Raw genomic sequence first — 23,013 nt, 5'->3', positions numbered from 1 at the left:
ACCGTGCCAGCAGCCTTCAGGAGGTTTGAATGAGCTTATATTCAGAATACTTGGATGAAATCGCCACCCGTAAAAAGGATCTGGGGTTGAACCCTAAGCCAATCGACAGCGCTGAACTGCTGTCAGAAATCATTGCCCAAATCAAAGATACTGGTAATGAGCACCGTGAAGATTCTCTGAAGTTCTTCATCTATAACACCCTCCCCGGCACAACCCCTGCTGCAGGCGTAAAAGCCAAGTTCCTGAAAGAAATCATTCTCGGCGAAGCTGCTGTCGCAGAAATCACCCCTGAATTCGCTTTCGAACTGCTCTCGCACATGAAAGGTGGCCCTTCTATCGAGGTTCTGCTGGACCTGGCCCTTTCTGCTGATGAAGCTGTTGCCAAACAGGCTGCTGAAGTTCTGAAAACTCAGGTATTCCTGTACGAAGCCGACTATGATCGCCTCGAAGCTGCCTATAAAGAAGGCAATGCTATCGCCAAAGAGATTCTGGAAAGCTACGCGAAGGCCGAGTTCTTCACCAAGCTGCCAGAAGTTGAAGAAAAAATTGAAGTGGTTACCTATATCGCCGCCGAAGGTGATATCTCTACTGACCTGCTGTCTCCTGGTAACCAGGCTCACTCCCGTGCCGACCGTGAACTGCACGGCCAGTGCATGATCACCCCGGAAGCTCAGCAAGAAATCGTTGCCCTGCAGAAGAAGCATCCAAACGCCAAAGTCATGCTGATTGCCGAAAAAGGCACCATGGGCGTAGGTTCTTCCCGTATGTCCGGTGTGAACAACGTCGCCCTGTGGGCCGGCAAGCAAGCCAGCCCATACGTTCCTTTCATCAACATTGCGCCAGTAGTAGCGGGTACCAACGGTATTGCTCCTATCTTCCTGACCACAGTTGATGTAACCGGCGGTATTGGTCTGGACCTGAAAAACTGGGTTAAGAAAGTAGACGCTGACGGCAACACTGTGACCGACGAAAACGGCGATCCAGTACTGGAAGAAGCCTACTCTGTAGCCACCGGTACCGTTCTGACCATCGATACCAAAGCCAAGAAGCTGTACAACGGCGACAAAGAACTGGTTGATATTTCCAGCGCTTTCACTCCTCAAAAAATGGAATTCATGAAAGCAGGCGGCTCCTACGCAGTGACCTTCGGTAAGAAGTTGCAAACATTTGCTGCCGACGCACTGGGTATTGAAGCACCACAGGTTTACGCACCTTCAAAAGAAATTTCTCACGAAGGTCAGGGTCTGACCGCTGTTGAGAAAATCTTTAACCGTAATGCCGTAGGTGTTAACTCCAAGACCCCACTGCACGCTGGCTCCAACGTTCGCGTTAAAGTAAACATCGTAGGCTCCCAGGATACTACCGGTCCTATGACTGCTCAGGAACTGGAAGCGATGGCCGCTTCTGTTATCTCTCCTAGCGTTGACGGTGCCTACCAGTCTGGCTGTCACACTGCCTCTGTTTGGGATGCCAAAGCCAAGGCCAACATCCCCAAATTGATGTCCTTCATGAACAACTTCGGCCTGATCACTGCCCGTGATCCAAAGGGTGTCTACCCGGCCATGACCGACGTAATTCACAAAGTTCTGAACGACATCACTGTTGACGATCGCGCCATCATCATCGGCGGCGACTCCCACACCCGTATGTCCAAAGGCGTTGCCTTCGGTGCCGACTCCGGTACTGTAGCCGTTGCACTGGCCACTGGTGAGTCTGCCATGCCAATTCCTGAGTCTGTTAAGGTTACCTTCAAGGGTCACATGCAGCCACACATGGATTTCCGTGATGTTGTACACGCGACTCAGGCTCAGATGCTGAAGCAGTTCAAGGGCGAGAACGTGTTCCAGGGTCGTGTTATCGAAGTACAAATCGGTACTCTGATGGCTGACCAGGCCTTTACCTTCACTGACTGGACTGCAGAAATGAAGGCTAAAGCCTCTATCTGTATTTCTGACAATGAAACCATGATCAAGTCTCTGGAGCTGGCCAAGTCCCGCATCCAGATCATGATCGACAAGGGCATGGAAAACCGCGACAACATGTTGCAGCGCCTGATCGACCTGGCTGACAAGCGTATCGCTGAAATCAAGTCTGGTGAAACCCCTGCTCTGGCTCCGGACAACAATGCCAAGTACTACGCAGAAGTTGTTGTGGATCTGGATCAAATCGACGAGCCAATGATCGCTGACCCGGACGTCAACAACGAGGACGCTTCCAGACGCTACACCCACGATACTATTCGCCCTGTTTCCTACTATGGCGGCAACAAGAAAGTTGACCTGGGCTTCGTCGGTTCTTGTATGGTTCACAAAGGCGACATGCAAATCATCGCTCAGATGCTGCGTAACCTGGAGAAGAAAGGTGACATCACCTTTAAAGCGCCACTGGTTGTTGCACCACCAACCTACAACATCGTCGACGAGCTGAAAGCCGAAGGCGACTGGGCTCTGCTGCAGAAGTACGCTGGATTCGAATTTGACGACAACGCCCCTAAAGGCGCTGCTCGTACCAAATACGAGAACATCCTGTATCTGGAACGCCCAGGCTGTAACCTGTGTATGGGTAACCAGGAAAAAGCTGAACCTGGCGATACTGTACTGGCAACCTCTACCCGCCTGTTCCAGGGCCGCGTAGTAGCTGACACCGACGAAAAGAAAGGTGAATCCCTGCTGGGCTCCACCCCTCTGGTGGTTCTGTCTACCATCCTGGGTCGTACGCCTACTATCGAGGAGTACAAAGAAGCCGTTGAAGGTATTAACCTGACTGACTTCGCGCCACCATCTGCTGACCTGGCCGTAGAAGCCGAGCCAGTGAGAATTGTTGGCTAAGTTCAGCTGGCTTTAAGCTGATTGGCATTCGCTAATTGGCTTGTGCTGAAACTGCACTTAACAAAAAGCCCTGCAGACCAAGTCTGCGGGGCTTTTTTCGTCTTGCCCCCGTAATGTAGTCCTAGCCCTGCTTATATCCGGTCACTTCGATGAATCTGAGGAAGCCAGAGCCCTCAGGCACCCCTCGATTATTTCACTAGCTGCTATATTTACCTGACCACAACTCATCAAGTGGCGGCAGGTATGTGTGTCGTCACACAACATAGAGGATACCGCCGTGCTAGAAGCTTACCGTAAACACGTCGAAGAGCGTGCGGCCGAAGGTGTGCCGCCCAAACCACTGAATGCCGAACAAGTTGCAGGTCTGGTGGAACTGCTGAAAAGTCCGCCAGCTGGTGAAGAAGACGCCATCCTGGAGCTTCTGACCGATCGTGTTCCCCCCGGTGTCGACGAAGCTGCTTATGTAAAAGCCGGATTCCTGTCTGCTATTGTCAATGGCGAAGCCTCTTCTCCACTGATCGATAAAGTTTCGGCCATCAAATTGCTGGGCAACATGCACGGTGGTTACAACATTGAGACTCTGGTTGCCGCTCTGGAGGATGCCGATTTGGGCGCCCTTGCAGCCGAAGAACTGAAACACACTCTGTTGATGTTTGACGCTTTCCACGATGTGGAAGAGAAAGCCAAAGCCGGCAACGAGAACGCCAAAGCGGTTATGCAGTCCTGGGCCGACGGCGAGTGGTTCACCAAGCGTGACAAGGTGGCTGAAAGCATCAAAATGTCCGTCTTTAAAGTCACCGGCGAAATCAATACCGATGACTTGTCCCCTGCTCCAGATGCCTGGAGCCGCCCGGACATCCCGCTGCATGCACGTGCCGCCTTCAAAATGACTCGTGAAGGGCTGACTCCTGAAGAGCACGGCGTTACCGGCCCCATGAAACAAATCGACGACATCAAGGCCAAAGGCCTGCCTGTCGCGTTTGTTGGTGACGTTGTGGGTACCGGCTCTTCCCGCAAGTCCGCTACCAACTCTGTACTGTGGTTCTTTGGTGAAGACATCCCTGGCGTGCCGAACAAGCGCAGCGGCGGGGTCTGTATCGGCGGCAAGGTCGCCCCTATCTTTTACAACACCATGGAAGATGCTGGCGCTCTGGTTTTCGAAGCCCCCGTTGATGAGCTGAACATGGGTGACGTGATTGAAATCCGACCATACGAAGGCAAGATTCTGGCTGAAGACGGCTCCGTCCTGTCTGAATTCGAACTGAAGTCTGACGTCCTGCTGGACGAAGTTCAGGCTGGTGGCCGTATCAACCTGATCATCGGCCGTGGCCTGACCACCAAGGCGCGTGAGTCTCTGGGACTGCCTGCCAGCGACCTGTTCCGTGTACCGGAAGCCCCAGCCGATTCCGGCAAAGGCTTTACCCTGGCACAAAAAATGGTTGGCCGTGCCTGCGGTCTACCCGAAGGTCAGGGTATCCGCCCCGGCACCTACTGCGAGCCCAAGATGACCACCGTGGGCTCTCAGGACACCACCGGGCCCATGACCCGTGACGAACTGAAAGACCTGGCGTGTCTGGGCTTCTCTGCTGACCTGACCATGCAGTCTTTCTGTCACACGGCGGCCTACCCCAAGCCTGTGGATATCGACACCCAGCACACCCTGCCAGACTTCATCATGACCCGCGGCGGAGTTTCCCTGCGCCCTGGCGACGGAATTATTCACTCCTGGTTGAACCGCATGCTGCTGCCTGACACTGTCGGTACCGGTGGCGACTCCCACACCCGCTTCCCAATGGGCATCTCTTTCCCGGCAGGTTCTGGCCTGGTGGCTTTCGCCGCCGCTACCGGTGTTATGCCACTGGATATGCCTGAATCTGTACTGGTGCGCTTTAAAGGCACGATGGAGCCAGGTATCACCTTGCGCGACCTGGTACACGCGATTCCTTACTATGCCATTCAACAAGGTCTTTTAACCGTCGAGAAGAAAGGTAAAAAGAACATCTTCTCCGGCCGCATTCTGGAAATTGAAGGTCTGGAGCATCTCACCGCCGAACAGGCATTTGAGCTGTCTGACGCCTCTGCAGAGCGCTCTGCAGCAGGTTGCACCATCAAGCTGTCCGAGACCTCGGTAGCCGAGTACCTGCGCTCCAACATCACCCTGCTTCGCTCCATGATCGCCGACGGCTATGGTGATCCTCGTACGCTGGAGCGTCGCGCCCAGAAGATGGAAGAATGGCTGGAAAACCCAAGCCTCATGGAAGGCGATGCCGACGCGGAATACGCTGCGGTTATCGAAATCGATCTGGCCGAAGTTAAAGAGCCCGTTGTCTGCTGTCCGAACGACCCGGACGATGCCAAACTCCTGTCTGAAGTGGCTGGCGACAAGGTCGACGAAGTGTTCATCGGCTCCTGCATGACCAACATCGGTCACTTCCGCGCTGCCGGTAAACTGCTGGATCAGCACAAAGGCGGTATCACTACCCGTCTGTGGTTGTCTCCTCCCACCAAAATGGACGAACACGTACTGATGGAAGAAGGCTATTACAACATCTTCGGCCGCTCTGGTGCTCGCATGGAAATGCCAGGCTGTTCCCTGTGCATGGGCAATCAGGCACGTGTAGCTCCGAACAGTACCGTTCTGTCTACTTCTACCCGTAACTTCCCCAACCGTCTGGGTGATGGTGCCAATGTGTACCTGACCTCGGCAGAGCTGGCTGCGGTTGGTGCCATTCTCGGCAAACTGCCCACGCCAGCGGAATACATGGAGTACGCGAAAGATCTTAATTCCATGTCCAGCGAAATCTACCGCTACCTGAACTTCGACCAAATCGCCGAGTTCCAGGCCAAGCACGACGAAGGCAAGAAAATTGCCGCCTTGCAGATAGAAGATGTTGCGGTGTAACACTCAACAACTGCCAGCAAAACCCCGCTCCTGCGGGGTTTTGTAAGCCCCAAGGCTCACCTAGCGCCCCTGCACTCTCCACCTTGATTGCCCCTCATGTCGGCAAACGCTCAATTCATCGCTACTTTCATCCGAAATAGCAAAAAAAATTGAAAAAAAATTAACTGAATAAAGCCTCAAAATAAGCCGAAAAAACACTCAAAAAAAAGCCGATTTTTCTATAGATATCAGTCAGTTATAAAAAATCAAAAAGTGCCCGCTTGAACCGAAAAACACAACAAAAAAATCCACTGCAATTTCAGGCGCCCAAAGCATGAAATTTTTCTGGCAGGGTTATTTTTTTTACTTCAGAATGCGCGCCGCTTGACTGGTCGCCCTGAAATAACGCGCCCATTCGGCCAAAAATATTGGCGCTTAAGCCAACCACAGCCAGCTGCTTCAGGAGAATCCGATTGACTCAGCGACCCAACCAGGAATGGACCACCGAAGATTCCAACCAGCTCTATGGCGTAGATCGCTGGAGTAACGACTATTTTGGCCTGGACGATAAGGGTCAGGTAACTGCTCGTACGCTCAATGCCGAAGTGGCATTGATGGACATCGTTAAGGGTATGGCTGAACGAGACCTGCAAATGCCTGTGGTCCTGCGAATTGAAAATATTCTGGACGCACAATTGTTTCGTCTGAATGAAGCGTTTCGCTCAGCCATTGAAAGTTGCGAGTATCAAGGTGTCTATCGCGGTGTGTACCCGATCAAGGTGAACCAGCAAGCTCAGGTTGTTGAAGAAATTGCAGCCTTTGGCGCTCGTTACCAGCATGGCTTCGAAGTTGGCAGCAAACCGGAAATGATTGCCGCACTGGCAACTCTCACAGAACCCGGCAGCCTGATTATCTGCAATGGCTACAAGGATCAGGAGTTTTTCGATCTGGGGCTGAACGCCATCAAACTGGGCTTTAAGTGTTTCTTTGTTATTGAAACACCCACTGAGCTGCCAATTTTAATTGAACGCAGCCGCGCCCTTGGTGTGACTCCGTCAATTGGCGTGCGGGTAAAAATGACCACACAAGTCAGTGGACACTGGAACTCAACCAGTGGTGACCGCAGTGTGTTTGGCCTGACCACCAATCAGGTGATCCATGTGGTCGACACACTGAAGCAGGAAGGCATGCTGGATTGCCTGCAGTTGCTGCACTGTCACCTGGGATCACAGATTCCTAACATCCGTGACATACGCAATGGCATCGTAGAAGCCTGTCGCTACTACACTGACCTTGTGAATGAAGGCGCCGCCCTGTCACACATCGACCTGGGTGGTGGTCTGGCTGTTGACTACACTGGTAGCCGTGGCAATGACGAACAAAGTCGTAACTACAGTCTGAAAGAGTATTGTCTCGACATCGTTGAGACCATTAAAAACACCCTGGATCTGAGCGATATTCCCCATCCGACTATCGTTACCGAGTCCGGTCGTGCCACGGTGGCTTACTCGTCTGTACTGTTGTTTAACATTTTGGACGTGAATCACTTTGAACCCTCTGAAATCACAGAGGCCAAAGCAGAGGAGCCAACACAACTGGAAGACCTGCGCTATACGCTGGCGGAATTAAAACCGGGCCGTGAACAGGAATCCTTTAACGACGCGCACTATTACCGAAACGAAGTGCGTGAGCTGTTCAAACGAGGACAAATCGATCTTCGCAGCCGGGCTACTGCTGACAATTTGTTTCTGGCAATTATTCACCGCATTGCCGGCATGATTGACGATATGGAACAGGTGCCGACAGAACTGGAAGGTCTTAAATTGTCTCTGGCCGATATTTACTACGGTAATTTCAGCCTGTTTCAGTCATTGCCGGATATCTGGGCAATTGATCAGTTATTCCCGATCATGCCCATCCACCGGTTGGATGAAGAACCAACAAGGCAAGCTGTACTGGCAGACATTACCTGTGACTGTGACGGCAAGATTGATCGATTTATTAACCCACAACAGGGTTTCAACAAAACACTGGCACTGCATCAACTGAATGCCAATGAAGAATATTATTTAGGTGTGTTTTTGGTAGGTGCTTACCAGGAAACTCTGGGCGACTTGCACAACCTGTTTGGAGATACCAATGTGGTGAGTGTACGGATCAACCGTGATGGCAGTTATGACTTCGTCAAGGAGATCCATGGGGACACAATCGCAGACGTACTGGACTATGTGGAATACGAACCGAAAGAATTACAGCTTCGTTACCGCAACACTGCTGAAAATGCCGTACGTGAAGGACGCATCACAGCAAGAGAAAGACAACACATCATTCAGACTTTTAACGCCAGTCTGAATGGTTACACCTACTACGAAAAAGAAAACAACTGACACTTAAGAAATTACTGATGGGAAAACGTCAGTCACTGAGGACTCATAACATGGCAAAAGTTATTATCATCGGCGCCGGCGGTGTCGGACAGGTTGTTACCCACAAATGTGCACAACTGCCAGAGGTCTTTACCGAGATCGTTCTGGCCAGTCGCAACGAAGAAAAGTGCAAGAAGATTGCCGACCAGATAAAAACGCCCATCAGAACTGCTCAGGTTGACGCTGATAATGTGCCTGAGCTGGTGGCGCTGTTCGAGCGTGAAAAACCCTTCATGGTTATCAACGTCGCGCTGCCCTATCAGGATCTGACCATTATGGATGCCTGTCTGGAAGCGGGTGTGCACTATATGGACACGGCCAACTACGAGCCACTGGATACTGCCAAGTTCGAATACCACTGGCAGTGGGCCTATCAAGAGAAATTTGAGCAGGCAGGCCTGATGGCATTATTGGGTTCCGGATTCGACCCTGGCGCAACCAATATGTTTACTGCCTATGCCGCAAAACATTACTTCGATGAAATCCACACTCTGGATATCATTGACGTAAACGGTGGTGACCACGGTTACCCGTTCGCGACCAACTTCAATCCGGAAATCAATATTCGGGAAGTGACTGCAGAGTGCCGCCACTGGGAGAATGGAGAGTTTGTAGAAACGCCGGCCATGTCTCTCAAGCAGTCATTCAGCTGTCCGGACGAGGTGGGAACCTATAATATTTATCGCATGTACCATGAAGAGCTGGAGTCACTGACCAAGCACTTCCCGAGCCTCAAAAAGGCTCAATTCTGGATGAGTTTTGGTGACAGCTACCTCAAGCACCTGGAGGTGCTGGGCAATGTCGGCATGACCGGTATCGAGCCAGTCAATTTTAACGGTGTCGAGATCGTGCCCATCCAGTTTTTGAAGGCACTGCTGCCAGACCCGTCAACTCTGGGCCCTCGTACCGTAGGAAAAACCTGCATTGGCTGTGTGGTAAAAGGCGTCAAAGACGGCAAGGAAAAGAGCGTTTACGTGTACAACGTCAAGGACCACCAGGACTGTTATAAAGAAGTCCAGTCGCAGGCCATCTCCTACACCACCGGTGTACCGGCAATGATTGGTGCCAAGATGATGGTCGAAGGCAAATGGATGAAAGCCGGTGTCTGGAACATGGAGCAACTGGATCCAGATCCGTTTATGGAAGCTATGAATGCCTATGGCTTGCCATGGCAAGTGATTGAAGAACCTGACTTCAATCTAATTTAATTGATAAGGTAAATAGTCTAACAACATGAAAAGTAAAAGCTTTTACTCGTTTGACCCAACTCGTGTTCCCTCCCCCTGTTTTGTGGTGGACGAGGTTGCCGTGCGGAAAAATCTCGAAATTCTGAACCGGGTTCAGCGCGAGTCAGGGGCCAGGGTACTCTTGGCCCTGAAAGCTTTTTCCATGTTCAGCCTCGCACCGACCATTGGCCAGTACCTCAGCGGCACCTGCGCCAGCGGGTTGCATGAGGCAAAACTGGGCCGTGAAGAATTTAAGGGTGAGGTCCATACCTTCAGCGCGGCCTTTACCGAAAAGGATCTTCCAGAAATCCTGGAACTCTCCGATCATGTGGTGTTTAACTCTTTTAATCAGTGGCAACGTTTCCAGCCATTGATCAAAGCTGCCAAAGAACAAAGGCCACAACTGGAGTTTGGTTTAAGGGTTAATCCCATGCATTCGGAAGGTGCAACACCGATATACGACCCTTGCGCTCCGGGTTCTCGTCTGGGCATCCCTAAATCGGCATTTGCAGGCCAATCCCTGGAAGGGATCAGTGGCTTACACTTTCACACCCTCTGTGAACAGGGATTTGCCCCCCTGTCCCGAACCCTGGATGCAGTGGAAGCCCAGTTTGCGGAATACTTTCCGCAATTGAAGTGGATTAACTTTGGCGGTGGCCATCACATTACGGCCGAAGGCTACCAAGTCGACAAACTGATTGAGCGTATTAAACGCTTTCAGGAGACCTATGGACTACAGGTATACATCGAACCTGGAGAGGCCATTGCCATCCAGACTGGTGTTTTGGTGAGTGAAGTGCTGGATGTGCTCGATTACCAGCAACCCCTGGCTATCCTGGACACTTCTGCGACCTGCCATATGCCGGATACTCTCGAGATGCCCTATCGTGCCGAGATCTTTGGTTCCGGCCAACAGGATGAGAAAGCCTACAGTTACCGCCTGGGCGGTCAAACCTGCCTCGCGGGTGATGTGATGGGAGACTACAGCTTTGATCATCCCTTGCAGACAGGGCAACGGCTAATGTTTGATGATATGTCCCACTACACGATGGTGAAAACCAGCACCTTCAATGGTATTGGTCTACCCTCGATAGCTCTGTGGAATTCAGAGACGGATGATCTGAAAATCGTTAAACAGTTTGGCTACGAAGACTTCAAACAACGTTTGTCGTAACCCGTTTTTAGACGCTTGCGAACAAACAGATTAACTAATAGACATGCTACAGGGCCAGGTCAATACCGCCTGTAGCGTTCCGTCAGCGCCCCCCAGCTCATCCAGAAAGCCAACAAAGTAGCTGAACTCCCCCTGAGGCCGAATTGTCAGGTAGACCCACCCCTCGCTGGACTCGCCCATTCTTGCACGATCAACACTGATCGCATCGCTGGAAGACACTTCTTGTAAAAGTGAATCCAGTTCGCTCACTTGGGATACGGACAAAGAATCTGAGCTTGCCGTGCAATTTTGCAATCTCGGCACAAGCGACAATTCAGGATGCCCCTCAGGAGGATCGTTGGATATCGGCACCAATATGCCTTCTGCCTGAAAACGCGGGTCAGCATCACCGGTTTTATTCCAGTAAGTGACGCCGCTCTGGGATAGCACAACAATCCCGGGTTGTTCGAGAGAATACAAACACACTTTTTTCATAATCTACCGACCGTCACTGATCCCCGGCGGGTGCCAGCCCTTGCATCAATTTGTCGTAAACACCGTTTTCCCGGATTTTCAGCAAACCTTGATCCAATAGCGCTGCGTATTTTTTTGCCTCAGGACTCTTCAGGGAAAAGGCCACATAAATATCACTGGTATGGTTAACAGCACCTCGGGTGAGAATATCCGCAGGTAAATTCATCTCGGCCAGAGTGTGTTCTACCACGCGATCAAACATAACCCCCACATCGACCCGATGGGCCAGCAGCATACGGATTACCTGCTGTTGACGGGCAACACTCACCTCATTAAAACGCTCTCGCTGAGACTCATAAGTATTGCCATATTCATAGTCGATAATGGAGGCTACCCGCGCTTCGCTGGGAATGTCCCTTGCGGTTTGATAGACCTTGGGGCGATCTGCTGCATAATAAAATGAGGCACTGGCTGTCAGGATCGGGAATTGGCCAAAGATAAACCGCTTCTCGGTAGAGGTCTGACGTGTCACATTGTAGCCACCATCCAAATGTCCGGCCTCGACATCCCTGAGCACACGGGCATACGGCATCACACTGATGGTAACCTCCTGCCCCATCACTGCAAAAGCGGCCTTGATGATGTCGGTACTTAACCCTTGCCCGCGCTCATTGGCATAGGGTGGCCAACCATCCTCGACACCAAGATGAATGACAGAATTCGGTGAAGAGTTCGTTTGAGCCATGGCTTCCGCGTGGGCTCGGTCTACTCCCACCAGAAAACACAGAGAAACTACGCCAAACAATCCGACGATAAAATCTTTAAGTGCTGAATTGCGATGAAACATGGCTGAGCATTGCGCCACTGTAGATATCCGTCCTTAAATCGTTATGACTCAGCCACTTCCAGTTACCGAAAGCTCCTGTTGTGATACATCTGACACATTTGATGAGAACTCAAACCAATTAGGATGTCAAACCTTGAAGAACTCCTGAATATTGTCTTTTTCCCACATGGCATCCTGATAACCAAGCTCCATGAGTTCATCAAGGTAGGGTTTCTCAAACAACAGATAGCTGGTTGTCGCCGCACCGCCCGCTTTGTTTGTGGCCCCCGTAGAACGTAAAAACATCCTCACACTTCTTGGCATGTGACGAATTTTTCTTCCGGCCAGCTTGTCGAGGGCTTTGCTGGGCGAAATCACCATGGTTTCCACGGGTCGCAATCGGGTTTTGTTTTCCTGCAACACTTCATCCGGGATCAGGTTTAACAGGGAGTTGACTCTCTCAAGGTGCTCAAGGTCACCTTCCAGGCTGTCAATAAAGGCACTGTTGAACAGTTGCCCAAAGACTTGCCCGATTGACGGAGAATATTTCAGTCGGCGGGAATACTGACTTCTGCTTAGGGGATCACGATTATTGGACACCCCGATCACAAAGATGCGATCGGCCCCCATATGCAATGCCGGACTGATTGGTGCTACCTGACGTAAGGCACCATCGCCGTAGTAATCCTCATTAACCTTGACGGCAGGAAATAACGCCGGAATGGCCGCTGAAGCCATCAAATGATCCAGGGTTAATTTGGCCGAGACACCAATTCGGCGGTAGCGACGCCAGCTCTCAACCGTTTTATCCCCTTGAAAAAAACTAACCGACTCCCCGGTGGAGTAATTCATCGCGGTGGTGCAAATAGCTTTCAAGTCACCCCGCTTCAACCCCATCTCCAGCTGATCAAAATCGATATATTCCGCAAGAAACTCCCGCAATGGCTCGTTATCCAACAAGGCCAGTGATTGTTTTTTGCTCACACCTTCATTGAACAGAGAGAAAAACAAACGCATTGCTCCGCCCAGCAAAGCTCTCCAGGAGGTTTTGAATACCTTATCGGTCCTTAAATCGGCCCAGATGTGATTGAGATCGGCGACCGCTTCGTAAAAACTGCCACTGTGTGAGGCCAGGGCCAAAGCATTGATGGCTCCGGCGGATGTACCACAAATAATCGGAAAAGGATTGCGAGTCGTCGCTGGTAATAATTCATTTACCGCAGATAGAACACCCACCTGATAGGCTGCTCGGGCGCCGCCGCCTGATAAGATCAGGGCATTTGTCACTTCACTAACTCCTTAAACCGTTGCTTTCCGACCGAGTGGGCGTAGACGGGATGGTATCCACCTTCTACGGTGAATACCAGAGAGCGAGTGTACTATGGGCGTGAGGTTCTATACTAGAAAGCATTGGGCAGGATAGGAAAACTTGTTAACCCCGTCTGAACAGAACGTTAACTTTCTATTTCAGACTTGATCAGAGTGACTTTTTCCATCAGTTCGGCAAGTCGCTTGACCTTCATTTTTGACATGACCCGACTGCGGTGGATCTCTACAGTTTTAATGCTGATATCTAGCTTTTCGGCAATTTCACGATTCGCCAAACCGGAAATTACCAGCTTGGCAACATCCAGCTCTCGACGGCTAAGCTGATTCCAGCACGCCAAAGCAGCATTGGCCTCTTTTTGTTGATTGAATTTTTCACCAACGTCGTCGAGGGTTTTTTGAATCAACTCCAATATGGCGGTATCTTCAAAAGGTTTCTCGATAAAGTCCACCGCCTGATTCTTCATGGCCTGTACCGCCACAGGGACATCACCATGTCCGGTAATCATAATCACCGGGATGATCTCCCCACGCTTTATCAACTCCTGCTGCAAAGCCAGGCCGCTCATGCCGGTCATTCGTACATCGAGCAACAGACAACCCGATTCCTGTCTGTATCCAAGCAAAAAGTCCTCGGCGCTTTCAAAGGCTTTCACCGTGTAACCTGCACCCTCAAGGAGCCAGGCCAAAGACTCGCGAAAGTCCTGATTGTCGTCGACGATAAAAACGGTGTGTTGGGTGCTCACAGGTGTTCCTTATTATTTTCTCTTGGTAAACGTATCGTAAATTGTGTTGATCGCGTACTGTCCGTTTCCACCAATATTTGACCACCATGGGATTCGATGATCGAACGGGAAATAGACAGACCCAACCCCAACCCAGTCTGCTTCGAGGTAACGTAGGGCTCAAAAATTGTGTCCCGCAATCCTTCCGGAATGCCTCCGGCATAGTCTTCGAGAATCAAATCGAATTGTGATTCGGAGACCTGCATCCGCACAGACACCTTGCGGGCATCTTCTTTCATGTCCTGATAGGCGTCCATGCTGTTACGAATTAAATTAAACAGAACTTGTTGGATCTGAATGCGATCGCCCACCATGTAGACTTCCTCAGGCGGTAGTTTAGATTCAATACGTACGCCATTGCTCCACAGGTCGTGTCCCAGCAACTCTTCCACTTCATCCAGAACCCGTTGAACACTGAATACACTCCGCTGATAAGGTGTTTTTTTAACCAGACTGCGAAGCCGTTTGACAATATCTGCCGCTAACTGAGTCTGCTTGACCAGAATATCGAACACCGAAAGCAGACTACTTTTCGGTAATTCCTGGCCTGATTCCAGTTTTCTCAGGGCTCCGCGGGCGTAATTAAGTGTGGTGGCCAACGGCTGATTAATTTCATGAGCCAAGCCACTGGCCATCTCTCCCAGCGTCATAAGCCTGGAGGCATGTATCAATTCAGATTGCTGATCGCGAACACGTCGCTCAATTTGCTTTTGTTCCGTGTTATCCCGCAAGATCAGAGAGAAGTAATTGCCCTCTTTACCCAACTCAGCTCGAGAATGGGTCAAAACTTCTTCCAGCAGTAAATAACGCTCTGGGGCCTGCGGCGCGCGAATCCTCAATGCGCCATTCCAACTCCCCTTCTCGGCAGCCACCGAGAAAGCTTCATCCATCATCTTTTGGTAGCTTTCTTCTCCAAACAAATCCCTAATGTGCATCCGCTCACTCATCTGTTGTACTTTCAGCACATCGCGGGTTGCCTGATTCATATGGCTTACCCTCTGGTGACGATCACAGAAAAGCATCAGGGCGAACGAAGCCTCAACCACAGAAGCCAGACGCTGATTGGCTTCTTCTGATTTGACCTGTGCGGTGATATCCCGGGTGATCGCAATCACCTCCAGTAAATTGCCATCTTCATCACGAACAGAGCTGTGAGTAGATTCCATCCATGAATAATGGCCATCTTTGTGGCGACTGCGATAACGGAATGTCCGGGCCCCGTGATGATAAATGGCCGGAATCAACTTGTTTCGCATCGCCTCCGCATCGTCGGGGTGAAAGAGTTCATAGGCCGGCATGCCCATTAATTCTTCGCGGGTATAACCAGACATTCGCTCCAGAGCGGGATTAATGGAGGTATAAGCCCAGTCGCCAGGGCGATGGGTAGTGATAATGTCACCTGAACGCTCAATCAGAAACTGATAACGGGCATCGGAAGTCTGAGGAATCCCAGTAGCGGATTTTTTCATGGGCTCTTGCGCATCGCAGGCTTTCATTTTTTCATTTTGATCAGTACCGGAGCTCTGCGTCGATACAGGAGTACCTTGCTGCATCTCTTCAGAAGCTACCTGAAAGGCTGTTTGATGTGAATCTTGCCTAGAACCCGCCATTGCTACAAAGATCCAAGTTGTCTACAAAACCTCAATCTACCCGTCTGTATGAACACATTCAATCACCATAGCCCTCCTGGACATGCGTAAATACCCCTAGAGAAGGTAAAAACTCATTCAACTAACCTTTTGCCTAGTACTCGACGCATACATACCAAAGTGCCTGTTAATCACCAGTGGGATATATTACCACCTTGGATTGTTGTAGAAATCGTTGAAACAGCCTATATCGGGATTAATCTTGGGCAAAAAAACCTTTAAAAGTGTGGAAAATCACTTTCAATCATCCCGCCACACCAAAATACGTAACAACCCCTATTTTCACTTGAACAGACCTCTTGCGCTCAATATAGTTAACAAAAACCAATAAGAGACATATACGACACCTGGTTGACCAAGGTGCCAGCACAGTCCCCTGCAATGAAAACCTCTGAGAGAGCACTCATGAGCAACACTCAATTTACCCTGACAAACCGAACAGCCCTGATCACGGGAGCTTCAAGTGGTATAGGTGCCACACTGGCCAAAGGCTTATCAACAGCCGGGGCAACCGTTGTCTTAGCTGCCAGGCGTGCAGAGCGTATAGAACAACTGGTTGACGAGATTGAATCCGAAGGTGGTAAGGCTGTTGCTGTAAATATGGACGTTACCCAGCGGGAAAGTGTGAAAAGTGCTTTTGATCTGGCTGAACGCTTCGTTGGCAAGATTGATACAGTGGTCAACAATGCCGGTGTGGCCGCGCCTAAAAACTTTGCACGAATCAATGATGAAGAGCGTGACTTTGTCATGAACACCAACTTTAACGGTGTCTGGAATGTTGCACAGGAGGCTGCTCAGCGCATGATTCAGGCCGGCAAAAGCGGCAGTATTGTAAACATTGCTTCTGTTTTGGGGCTAACTGCAAAACCAGGGCAAACTTCTTACTGTGCCTCAAAAGGTGCGGTTATACAGCTGACCAGAGCCATGGCTCTTGATCTGATCAAATACAATATTCGGGTTAACGCCATTGCACCGGGATGGTTTAAAACCGAAATGAACGAAGACTTTTTCAACTCGGCTGCAGGTCAGAAGCACATCGAGCAAATGCCTGCTCGACGTCTGGGCGACATTCAGGAGCTGGTAGGCCCTGTCATAATGCTCTGCAGTGACGCAGGCTCTTTCGTGAATGGCGCGGTTCTACCGGTGGATGGGGCCATTTCCGTTGCCGGAATATAACCATTCCGGCAACGATGTCTCAATGACAAAGCTCTTCCAACAGGCCTCGCATCCACATATTCGCCCGATCCTGATCAGCACTGGTGTGCCAGTATAGGCTCCAGTCCAGTGCCGGTAGGGAAAACGGCAGCTCCAGTATTTTCATATCGTATTTTTGAGCCATGCTCATTGGAATCGTCAATGCCAGATCCGTACTGGCAACAATCATGGGGGCCACCTGATAGTGCTGTACCCGTGTTTTGACGTTTCTGCGACGGCCTAGCCGATTCAAAGCCAAATCCACATAACTCAGGCCTTTACGACGTGAAGATACCGCAATGTGATCCAGTGCCAGGTATTCATCCATGGTCAACGTCTCCCCCACTTTCGGATGATCCTTACGGACCATACATGCGTAACGCTGTTTTATGAGGGGCTTGTTGCACACCTGGTTTCCGGAAATCAGAGGAACATCAAGCGCAAAGTCCAATGTGCCGGCTGCCAGTTCTCGCTCCACAAGCTCTCTGGGCACGTTGTAGCACTCAACGCTGACACCGGGGGCAACTTCCTGCAAATGTTCCAGCAGGCCCGGCAAAATCATGGCCTCTCCCATGTCATTCATGCTCAGTCTGAACACCTTGTCAGCCTGATCCGGACGAAAGACTTCACCTTCGGTTACACTGGTATTGAGAAGCTGAAGAGCTTCTTGCACGCGTCCGACAATATTTTCAGCCATCGGCGTAGGACTCATCCCTTGAGAAGTTCTGACAAACAAGGGGTCATTCAGTGTATTTCTGAGGCGCCCCAGTGCATTACTGACTGCGGGCTGAGTGATACACAGCACTTCGGCTGCTCGCGTCAGATTACGCTGCTGATAGATCGCATCAAAGACAATAAAAAGATTCAGATCAACCTGGCTTAATCGCATATATCTTCCTATACCTTTCCAGAACAGCTTTCTGCTGAATCGAAATGCGACTCAGACTTCAGCCTTTTCTGAGAGGTGCGTTCACTATTCAACCACCCTATTGAATGAATCATTAGCGAAACTGACACCCCAATCAACATGTCAGTGCAATAAGATACATGAATATTGCCAGATTCACATAATAAATTTTTAATATAGTAATGGCCGCACTATGCTCTGTAACCTACTTAATGACCTCGACGGACAGCAGGAGCAATCTGGATGTCAGAACTTTATCTTGTCAGGCATGGGCAAGCGTCCTTTCGATCCGACAACTACGACAAGTTATCACCACTTGGCCACCAGCAGGCTGAATGGCTCGGTGAACATTTCCGTGAGCGTGGCTTTCATTTCGACAGCATCCTGACCGGAGAACTGGTTCGCCACCGAGAAACCGCAGAAGGTATTGCCAAGGGTCTGCAATTGACCGCCCCTGAATTTAAGGTGTTTGCCGGCCTGAATGAATTTGATTTTCACAAACTGTTTGATGCCTATGTCAGACAACACCCGGAAGAAGCCCTGACCGACGATGCCCCTGCTTCTGACTTCTACAAGCTGCTGAAAAAAGGCATGCATAAATGGTCTACCGGCGAATTGACGGAAGGCGTCGGTGAAAGCTGGCAAAACTTCGAAGACCGTGTTCGCAGCGTTATTGACAACATCCAAACAGAATTTCACGGTCAAAAAGTACTGGCCGTCAGTTCGGGTGGTGCCATTGCCATGGTTCTTCGACAGATTCTACAGGCTCCCAGTCAAACTGTGATTGAGCTGAATCTACAAATCAAAAACACCGCCCTAGCCCACTGTTTCTTCAACCCTAAAGCCATTCGCATGACCAGTTTCAACCATATCCCGCATCTGGATATTCCAGAGCGTGAGCAACACATTACATACAGCTAATTAATAAACCACCTGCTGACAATGTTCAGCCGTTGAGTGGCAAGCCGACAACAAAACCAAGCACTCCGAGGGAGAATTTTATGGATTTTGAATACAGCGATAAAGTAAAAGGCCTGATTGAACAAGTCCGAGGCTTTATGGAAGAACACGTCTACCCAAATCAGGATCTGTATAACGATCAACTGTCCAAAGACCGCTGGTCTACTCCGCCCATCCTTGATGAGCTTAAAGCCAAAGCGAAAGCTCAGGGATTGTGGAACTTCTTTTTACCGCTGTCTTATGGCGAATACAGTGGTGGTCTCACCAACCTGGAATACGCTCCCCTGGCTGAAGAAATGGGCAAAGTAGGCTGGGCACCCGAAGTATTTAACTGTGCCGCACCTGATACCGGAAATATGGAAGTTCTGGCCAAATACGGTAATGAAGAGCAGAAAAAGCAATGGTTAGAGCCCCTTCTGGCGGGTGAGATCCGCTCTGCTTTCGCCATGACGGAGCCCGATGTTGCTTCCTCTGACGCCACGAACATTGAAACTCAAATCGTACGCGACGGTGATGAGTATGTAATCAATGGTCGCAAGTTCTACATCAGTGGTGCTTGTCGCAAAACCTGCGAAATTATGATCGTGATGGGTAAATCCGATCCACAAAACCCTAACCGCCACATGCAGCAGTCTCAGGTACTGGTTCCGGTCAACACCCCAGGAGTGAAAATTATTCGCCCCATGCAGGTTTTTGGGTATGACGATGCACCCGAAGGCCACGCAGAAGTTATTTTTGAGAATGTACGTGTTCCGGTTAAAAACATTATTCTTGGTGAAGGCCGTGGCTTCGAAGTAGCACAAGGCCGTCTCGGACCTGGTCGTATCCACCACTGCATGCGTTCAGTCGGTGCAGCACAACGTGCGCTGGAACTGATGTGTAAGCGTGCGAACAGCCGAGTGGTGTTTGGCCAGCCCATGTCGAAAAACCAATCTGTGCGTGAAGACATCGCCCGCTCTGCCTGCCAGATTGAACAAGCGCGCCTGATGACCCTCAAGGCTGCTCAAAAAATGGATACCGTAGGCAACAAAGAAGCCAAGGATCTTATTGCGATGATCAAGATTGTGGCTCCTAGTATGGCTCTGGACGTTATTGATCGCGCCATCCAGATTCACGGCGCTGCAGGTGTCAGTCAAGACACCAGTCTGGCCCATGCATACGCAGGACAACGCACATTGCGTCTGGCTGATGGCCCCGATCAGGTACACATGATGCAACTGGGTCGCAACCTGATGAAGCAGTTCGAAGACTGATTATTACAGTTCTCAGCTTCAGCCCTGTCTCTCTTTCGAGAGGCGGGGCTTTGGACGTTTAAAAACCGGTAAAAAATATAGTAAAACTTATGGCGATTAATGCAGAAATCACGAGTTAGGCACTTCCTCTAACCATATAAGAGACTGCAAAAACTTACGTCATACTGATTACGCAGAAATTGCTAATTTTAACGGAGACAAGAATGAGCACTGCCGTAGACACTCTCGATACAGAAGTCTTAAGCCGTTATCTAGAAGCCAATATCGAAGGTTTCAAAGGCCCGATCACCGCTGAAAAATTTGCCGGCGGGCAATCCAATCCAACCTTCAAAATTACAGCTGCTTCAGGCACCTATGTGCTGCGTCGCCAACCTCCAGGAAAACTTCTGAAGTCTGCTCACGCAGTTGATCGAGAATACCGGGTTCTGAATGCTTTAAAAGACACGGACGTTCCCGTAGCCCGGGTTTATCACCTGTGTGAAGACCGTGATGTTATTGGCTCGATGTTTTACATCATGGAATTCTGTGATGGCCATATATACTGGGGGGCCGCCCTGCCTGAAATTGAGAGTAACGAAAAGCGCGCAGCCATGTACGACGAAATGAATCGTGTTCTGGCCGCTTTGCACAGTGTTGATCTTGAAGCCACTGGTTTGTCTGACTACGGTAAACCCGGCAACTATTTTGAGCGTCAATTCGGACGTTGGTCTTCGCAATACAAAGCATCTGAATTGCAGCCCATTGCGGAGATGGATCAACTCATTGAGTGGCTGGACGCTAACCTTCCCGCAGACGACGGCAAGGTTTCACTGACTCACGGTGACTACCGCCTTGATAATGTCATGTTCTCTCAGGACAACAGCAAAATCATCGCAGTTCTTGACTGGGAGCTCTCAACTTTAGGGCATCCATATTCAGATCTTGCTTACCAGTGCATGCAATTGCGACTGCCAACCAGCAACGAAAAGAACACCATGTCTGGGCTTCTGGGCATCAATCCGACCGAACTTGGCATTCCAACTGAAGAAGAATACGTTGCGGCTTACTGCAAGCGCATGGGTATCGAAAAGATTGATAACTGGTCATTCTACCTGGCCTTCAGCTTCTTCCGTTTGGCTGCTATTTGCCAGGGTGTTGCAAAGCGTGCCGCAGACGGCAATGCGTCCAACAAAGCTGCAAATCGTGTAGGTGCCATGGTACAGCCACTGGCACAGACTGCACTCGACATTATCAAGGCATAATCCCCTAAAACCGTATTGAGGAGAGTTTTATGAAAGCGATAGTTTGCGAAAAGTTCGCTCCGGTTGAAGAACTTCTGTACAAAGATGTACCCGATCCTGTAGCCGGTAAAGGGCAAGTATTGATCGATATTACTGCGATTGGGGTGAATTACCCTGATGGTTTGCTGGTACAGGGCCTATACCAAATGAAACCGCCCTTTCCTTTCATACCCGGAATGGAAGTGGCTGGTGTTATCAGCGAAGTTGGTGAAGGTGTCGAACACCTTAAGGTGGGTCAGCGGGTAATTGGTTTGGCAGGACTTAATGGCTATGCAGAGAAAGTGGCTATCGATGCGATGACCGTTATGCCACTGCCCGATGCAATACCCGATGAGGAAGCTGCCGGTCTGATTACAGCTCACGCCACTGCCCATCATGCCCTCAAGCAACGTGCAAACCTGAAACCCGGTGAAACTCTGGTAGTTACAGGTGCTGCGGGGGGTACTGGGCTTGCTGCCGTACAAATTGGTAAAGCCATGGGTGCAACCGTGGTTGCAGTTTGCTCAACCCAGGAGAAACTGGACATTGCCAAGGCCAACGGTGCCGATATCCTGATTAACTACAGTGAATCCGACCTCAAAACCGAGCTGAAAAAACTCAACGATGGTAAAGGTGTCGATGTGGTTTACGACGTAGTTGGTGGCGATGCTTTTGATGCCTGCAGTCGTTCCATGGCCTGGAATGGTCGCCTGCTGGTGATCGGTTTTGCCTCTGGCACCATCCCGAAATTTCCAGTCAACCTGTCATTGGTTAAAGGCTACTCTGTAGTTGGTGTTTTCTGGGGAAGTTTCACCAAGCATGAGCCCAAAGCCTTTATGGAAAACATGGTTGAACTGATGGACTGGTACGTCAAGGGCAGTGTCAAAGTGATTGTCGACGAAACCTTCCCATTGGCAGACACCGCCAAAGCGCTTCATAAAGTGATGGATCGTGAGGTCAAAGGTAAAGTTATTCTAAAACCCTGATGCATAGGCCCGTGACTTCAACGGACCAATTTTCACAAGTTATGAGCATTGCGAATAGCTGATTAGACAGATTTACGAGATAAGATTATGGCTACCAAATTATTTGATTTGACCGGAAAAATTGCACTGGTTTCAGGTGCCAGCCGTGGCATTGGTGAAGAAATTGCCAAATTGCTGGCAGAACAAGGCGCACAGGTTATTGTCTCCAGCCGGAAGATTGAAGACTGCACGGCGGTTGCAGAAAGCATCCAGGCCAGTGGTGGAAAAGCAGAAGCTTTCGCCTGCAATATCGGCAACATGGATGATATCAGTGCCGTGTTTGAACACATTCGTAACACCTATGGAAAACTGGACATTCTGGTCAACAACGCTGCGGCCAACCCCTACTTCGGACACATTCTGGATACCGATCTGGGTGCATTCAATAAAACCGTTGATGTCAATATCCGCGGCTATTTCTTCATGTCCATTGAAGGTGGCAAGCTGATGCGTGAAAACGGTGGCGGCGCCATCCTGAACACGGCTTCTGTCAACGGTTTGAAACCTGGCATGGGCCAAGGCATCTATTCCATCACCAAGGCGGCTGTCATTAACATGACAAAAGCTTTCGCCAAAGAGTGTGCACAATTTGGCATCCGCTGTAACGCCCTGCTACCTGGCCTGACAAAAACAAAATTTGCCGGTGCCCTATTCACCAATGACGACATCTACAAGACTGCCGTGCAATCCATTCCAATGGGACGTCACGCTGAACCTGAAGAAATGGCAGGCACTGTGCTTTACCTGGTTTCCGAAGCCAGCAGTTACACCAACGGTGAATGCATTGTCGTCGATGGTGGTATGACCATCTAAAAAAACCAACAAATAGCACTAGTGCAGA

17 protein-coding genes are annotated in these 23,013 nt (G+C 50.2%); 11 read left to right on the top strand and 6 right to left on the bottom strand.

Annotation, left to right across the window (positions count from 1 at the left end; translation table 11 throughout):
• Positions 1-29: 29 nt before the first annotated feature.
• The 5 genes from KOI40_RS09275 (at position 30) to nspC (ending at position 10,535) form a co-directional block, all read left to right on the top strand.
• On the top strand, positions 30-2,828 hold the full coding sequence (locus tag KOI40_RS09275; protein WP_216097225.1) for a bifunctional aconitate hydratase 2/2-methylisocitrate dehydratase: 2,799 nt from the start codon (positions 30-32) through the stop codon (positions 2,826-2,828).
• 277 nt (positions 2,829-3,105) lie between these two features.
• Positions 3,106-5,730, top strand: a complete 2,625-nt coding sequence (acnB, locus tag KOI40_RS09270; RefSeq protein ID WP_216097224.1) for a bifunctional aconitate hydratase 2/2-methylisocitrate dehydratase — start codon at positions 3,106-3,108, stop codon at positions 5,728-5,730.
• Between the two features lie 452 nt (positions 5,731-6,182).
• Positions 6,183-8,096: a biosynthetic arginine decarboxylase gene (speA, locus tag KOI40_RS09265; RefSeq protein WP_216097223.1), complete on the top strand. Its 1,914-nt coding sequence runs from the start codon at positions 6,183-6,185 to the stop codon at positions 8,094-8,096.
• Positions 8,097-8,146: 50 nt separating this feature from the next.
• Positions 8,147-9,343, top strand: coding sequence for a saccharopine dehydrogenase family protein (locus KOI40_RS09260; RefSeq protein ID WP_216097222.1), 1,197 nt, complete (start codon positions 8,147-8,149; stop codon positions 9,341-9,343).
• Between the two features lie 25 nt (positions 9,344-9,368).
• Entirely contained in the window at positions 9,369-10,535 is a 1,167-nt protein-coding gene (gene nspC / locus KOI40_RS09255) for a carboxynorspermidine decarboxylase (protein ID WP_216097221.1), read from the top strand.
• A gap of 30 nt (positions 10,536-10,565) precedes the next feature.
• On the opposite strand, the gene KOI40_RS09250 is transcribed toward nspC, so the two are convergent.
• The 5 genes from KOI40_RS09250 to KOI40_RS09230 all read right to left on the bottom strand — a co-directional run bounded on the left by KOI40_RS09250 (position 10,566) and on the right by KOI40_RS09230 (position 15,535).
• Entirely contained in the window at positions 10,566-11,009 is a 444-nt protein-coding gene (locus tag KOI40_RS09250) for a DUF6210 family protein (protein ID WP_216097220.1), read from the bottom strand.
• 13 nt (positions 11,010-11,022) lie between these two features.
• Entirely contained in the window at positions 11,023-11,835 is an 813-nt protein-coding gene (locus tag KOI40_RS09245) for a substrate-binding periplasmic protein (RefSeq protein ID WP_216097219.1), read from the bottom strand.
• 126 nt (positions 11,836-11,961) lie between these two features.
• A complete protein-coding gene (locus tag KOI40_RS09240; protein ID WP_216097218.1) occupies positions 11,962-13,101 on the bottom strand; it encodes a patatin-like phospholipase family protein in 1,140 nt (379 codons plus the stop codon).
• A 167-nt stretch (positions 13,102-13,268) separates the two neighbouring features.
• Positions 13,269-13,886, bottom strand: coding sequence for a response regulator transcription factor (locus KOI40_RS18870; protein ID WP_216097217.1), 618 nt, complete (start codon positions 13,884-13,886; stop codon positions 13,269-13,271).
• Positions 13,883-15,535, bottom strand: a complete 1,653-nt coding sequence (locus KOI40_RS09230) for a PAS domain-containing sensor histidine kinase (protein ID WP_216097216.1) — start codon at positions 15,533-15,535, stop codon at positions 13,883-13,885. The genes KOI40_RS18870 and KOI40_RS09230 overlap by 4 nt, the downstream gene beginning before the upstream one ends.
• Positions 15,536-15,979: 444 nt before the next feature.
• On the opposite strand from KOI40_RS09230, the gene KOI40_RS09225 reads away from it, so the two are divergent.
• Entirely contained in the window at positions 15,980-16,750 is a 771-nt protein-coding gene (locus KOI40_RS09225; RefSeq protein ID WP_216097215.1) for an SDR family NAD(P)-dependent oxidoreductase, read from the top strand.
• A gap of 19 nt (positions 16,751-16,769) precedes the next feature.
• Here KOI40_RS09225 and KOI40_RS09220 read toward each other — a convergent pair whose 3' ends face one another.
• Positions 16,770-17,657: a LysR family transcriptional regulator gene (locus KOI40_RS09220; RefSeq protein ID WP_216097214.1), complete on the bottom strand. Its 888-nt coding sequence runs from the start codon at positions 17,655-17,657 to the stop codon at positions 16,770-16,772.
• A 261-nt stretch (positions 17,658-17,918) separates the two neighbouring features.
• Between KOI40_RS09220 and KOI40_RS09215 the strand changes: the two genes are divergently transcribed.
• The 5 genes from KOI40_RS09215 to KOI40_RS09195 all read left to right on the top strand — a co-directional run bounded on the left by KOI40_RS09215 (position 17,919) and on the right by KOI40_RS09195 (position 22,985).
• On the top strand, positions 17,919-18,596 hold the full coding sequence (locus tag KOI40_RS09215) for a histidine phosphatase family protein (RefSeq protein WP_216097213.1): 678 nt from the start codon (positions 17,919-17,921) through the stop codon (positions 18,594-18,596).
• Between the two features lie 80 nt (positions 18,597-18,676).
• Positions 18,677-19,888, top strand: coding sequence for an acyl-CoA dehydrogenase family protein (locus KOI40_RS09210; RefSeq protein WP_216097212.1), 1,212 nt, complete (start codon positions 18,677-18,679; stop codon positions 19,886-19,888).
• Between the two features lie 203 nt (positions 19,889-20,091).
• Positions 20,092-21,129 carry a phosphotransferase family protein gene (locus KOI40_RS09205; RefSeq protein ID WP_216097211.1) on the top strand — a complete coding sequence of 346 codons (1,038 nt, stop codon included), beginning with the start codon at positions 20,092-20,094 and terminating at the stop codon, positions 21,127-21,129.
• A gap of 29 nt (positions 21,130-21,158) precedes the next feature.
• The gene (locus KOI40_RS09200) at positions 21,159-22,133 is read left to right on the top strand and encodes an NADPH:quinone oxidoreductase family protein (protein WP_216097210.1); all 975 of its coding nucleotides are present in this window, start codon (positions 21,159-21,161) and stop codon (positions 22,131-22,133) included.
• Between the two features lie 87 nt (positions 22,134-22,220).
• The gene (locus KOI40_RS09195; protein WP_216097209.1) at positions 22,221-22,985 is read left to right on the top strand and encodes an SDR family oxidoreductase; all 765 of its coding nucleotides are present in this window, start codon (positions 22,221-22,223) and stop codon (positions 22,983-22,985) included.
• The last annotated feature ends 28 nt before the right edge of the window (positions 22,986-23,013 follow it).

This window comes from Pseudomaricurvus albidus, assembly GCF_018863235.1.
Lineage (GTDB): Bacteria > Pseudomonadota > Gammaproteobacteria > Pseudomonadales > Cellvibrionaceae > Pseudomaricurvus > Pseudomaricurvus albidus.
Note: the sequence above shows the minus strand (reverse complement) of the source record. Positions and strands in the feature narration are given on the sequence as shown.

Excerpts from the sequence above, each read along its gene's own strand:
- KOI40_RS09275 (WP_216097225.1), top strand. The coding sequence starts at position 30 with ATGAGCTTATATTCAGAATACTTGGATGAAATCGCCACCCGTAAAAAG.
- KOI40_RS09260 (WP_216097222.1), top strand. The coding sequence starts at position 8,147 with ATGGCAAAAGTTATTATCATCGGCGCCGGCGGTGTCGGACAGGTTGTT.
- nspC (WP_216097221.1), top strand. The coding sequence starts at position 9,369 with ATGAAAAGTAAAAGCTTTTACTCGTTTGACCCAACTCGTGTTCCCTCC.
- KOI40_RS09250 (WP_216097220.1), bottom strand. The coding sequence starts at position 11,009 with ATGAAAAAAGTGTGTTTGTATTCTCTCGAACAACCCGGGATTGTTGTG.
- KOI40_RS09245 (WP_216097219.1), bottom strand. The coding sequence starts at position 11,835 with ATGTTTCATCGCAATTCAGCACTTAAAGATTTTATCGTCGGATTGTTT.
- KOI40_RS09230 (WP_216097216.1), bottom strand. The coding sequence starts at position 15,535 with ATGGCGGGTTCTAGGCAAGATTCACATCAAACAGCCTTTCAGGTAGCT.
- KOI40_RS09225 (WP_216097215.1), top strand. The coding sequence starts at position 15,980 with ATGAGCAACACTCAATTTACCCTGACAAACCGAACAGCCCTGATCACG.
- KOI40_RS09220 (WP_216097214.1), bottom strand. The coding sequence starts at position 17,657 with ATGCGATTAAGCCAGGTTGATCTGAATCTTTTTATTGTCTTTGATGCG.
- KOI40_RS09215 (WP_216097213.1), top strand. The coding sequence starts at position 17,919 with ATGTCAGAACTTTATCTTGTCAGGCATGGGCAAGCGTCCTTTCGATCC.
- KOI40_RS09210 (WP_216097212.1), top strand. The coding sequence starts at position 18,677 with ATGGATTTTGAATACAGCGATAAAGTAAAAGGCCTGATTGAACAAGTC.
- KOI40_RS09205 (WP_216097211.1), top strand. The coding sequence starts at position 20,092 with ATGAGCACTGCCGTAGACACTCTCGATACAGAAGTCTTAAGCCGTTAT.
- KOI40_RS09200 (WP_216097210.1), top strand. The coding sequence starts at position 21,159 with ATGAAAGCGATAGTTTGCGAAAAGTTCGCTCCGGTTGAAGAACTTCTG.
- KOI40_RS09195 (WP_216097209.1), top strand. The coding sequence starts at position 22,221 with ATGGCTACCAAATTATTTGATTTGACCGGAAAAATTGCACTGGTTTCA.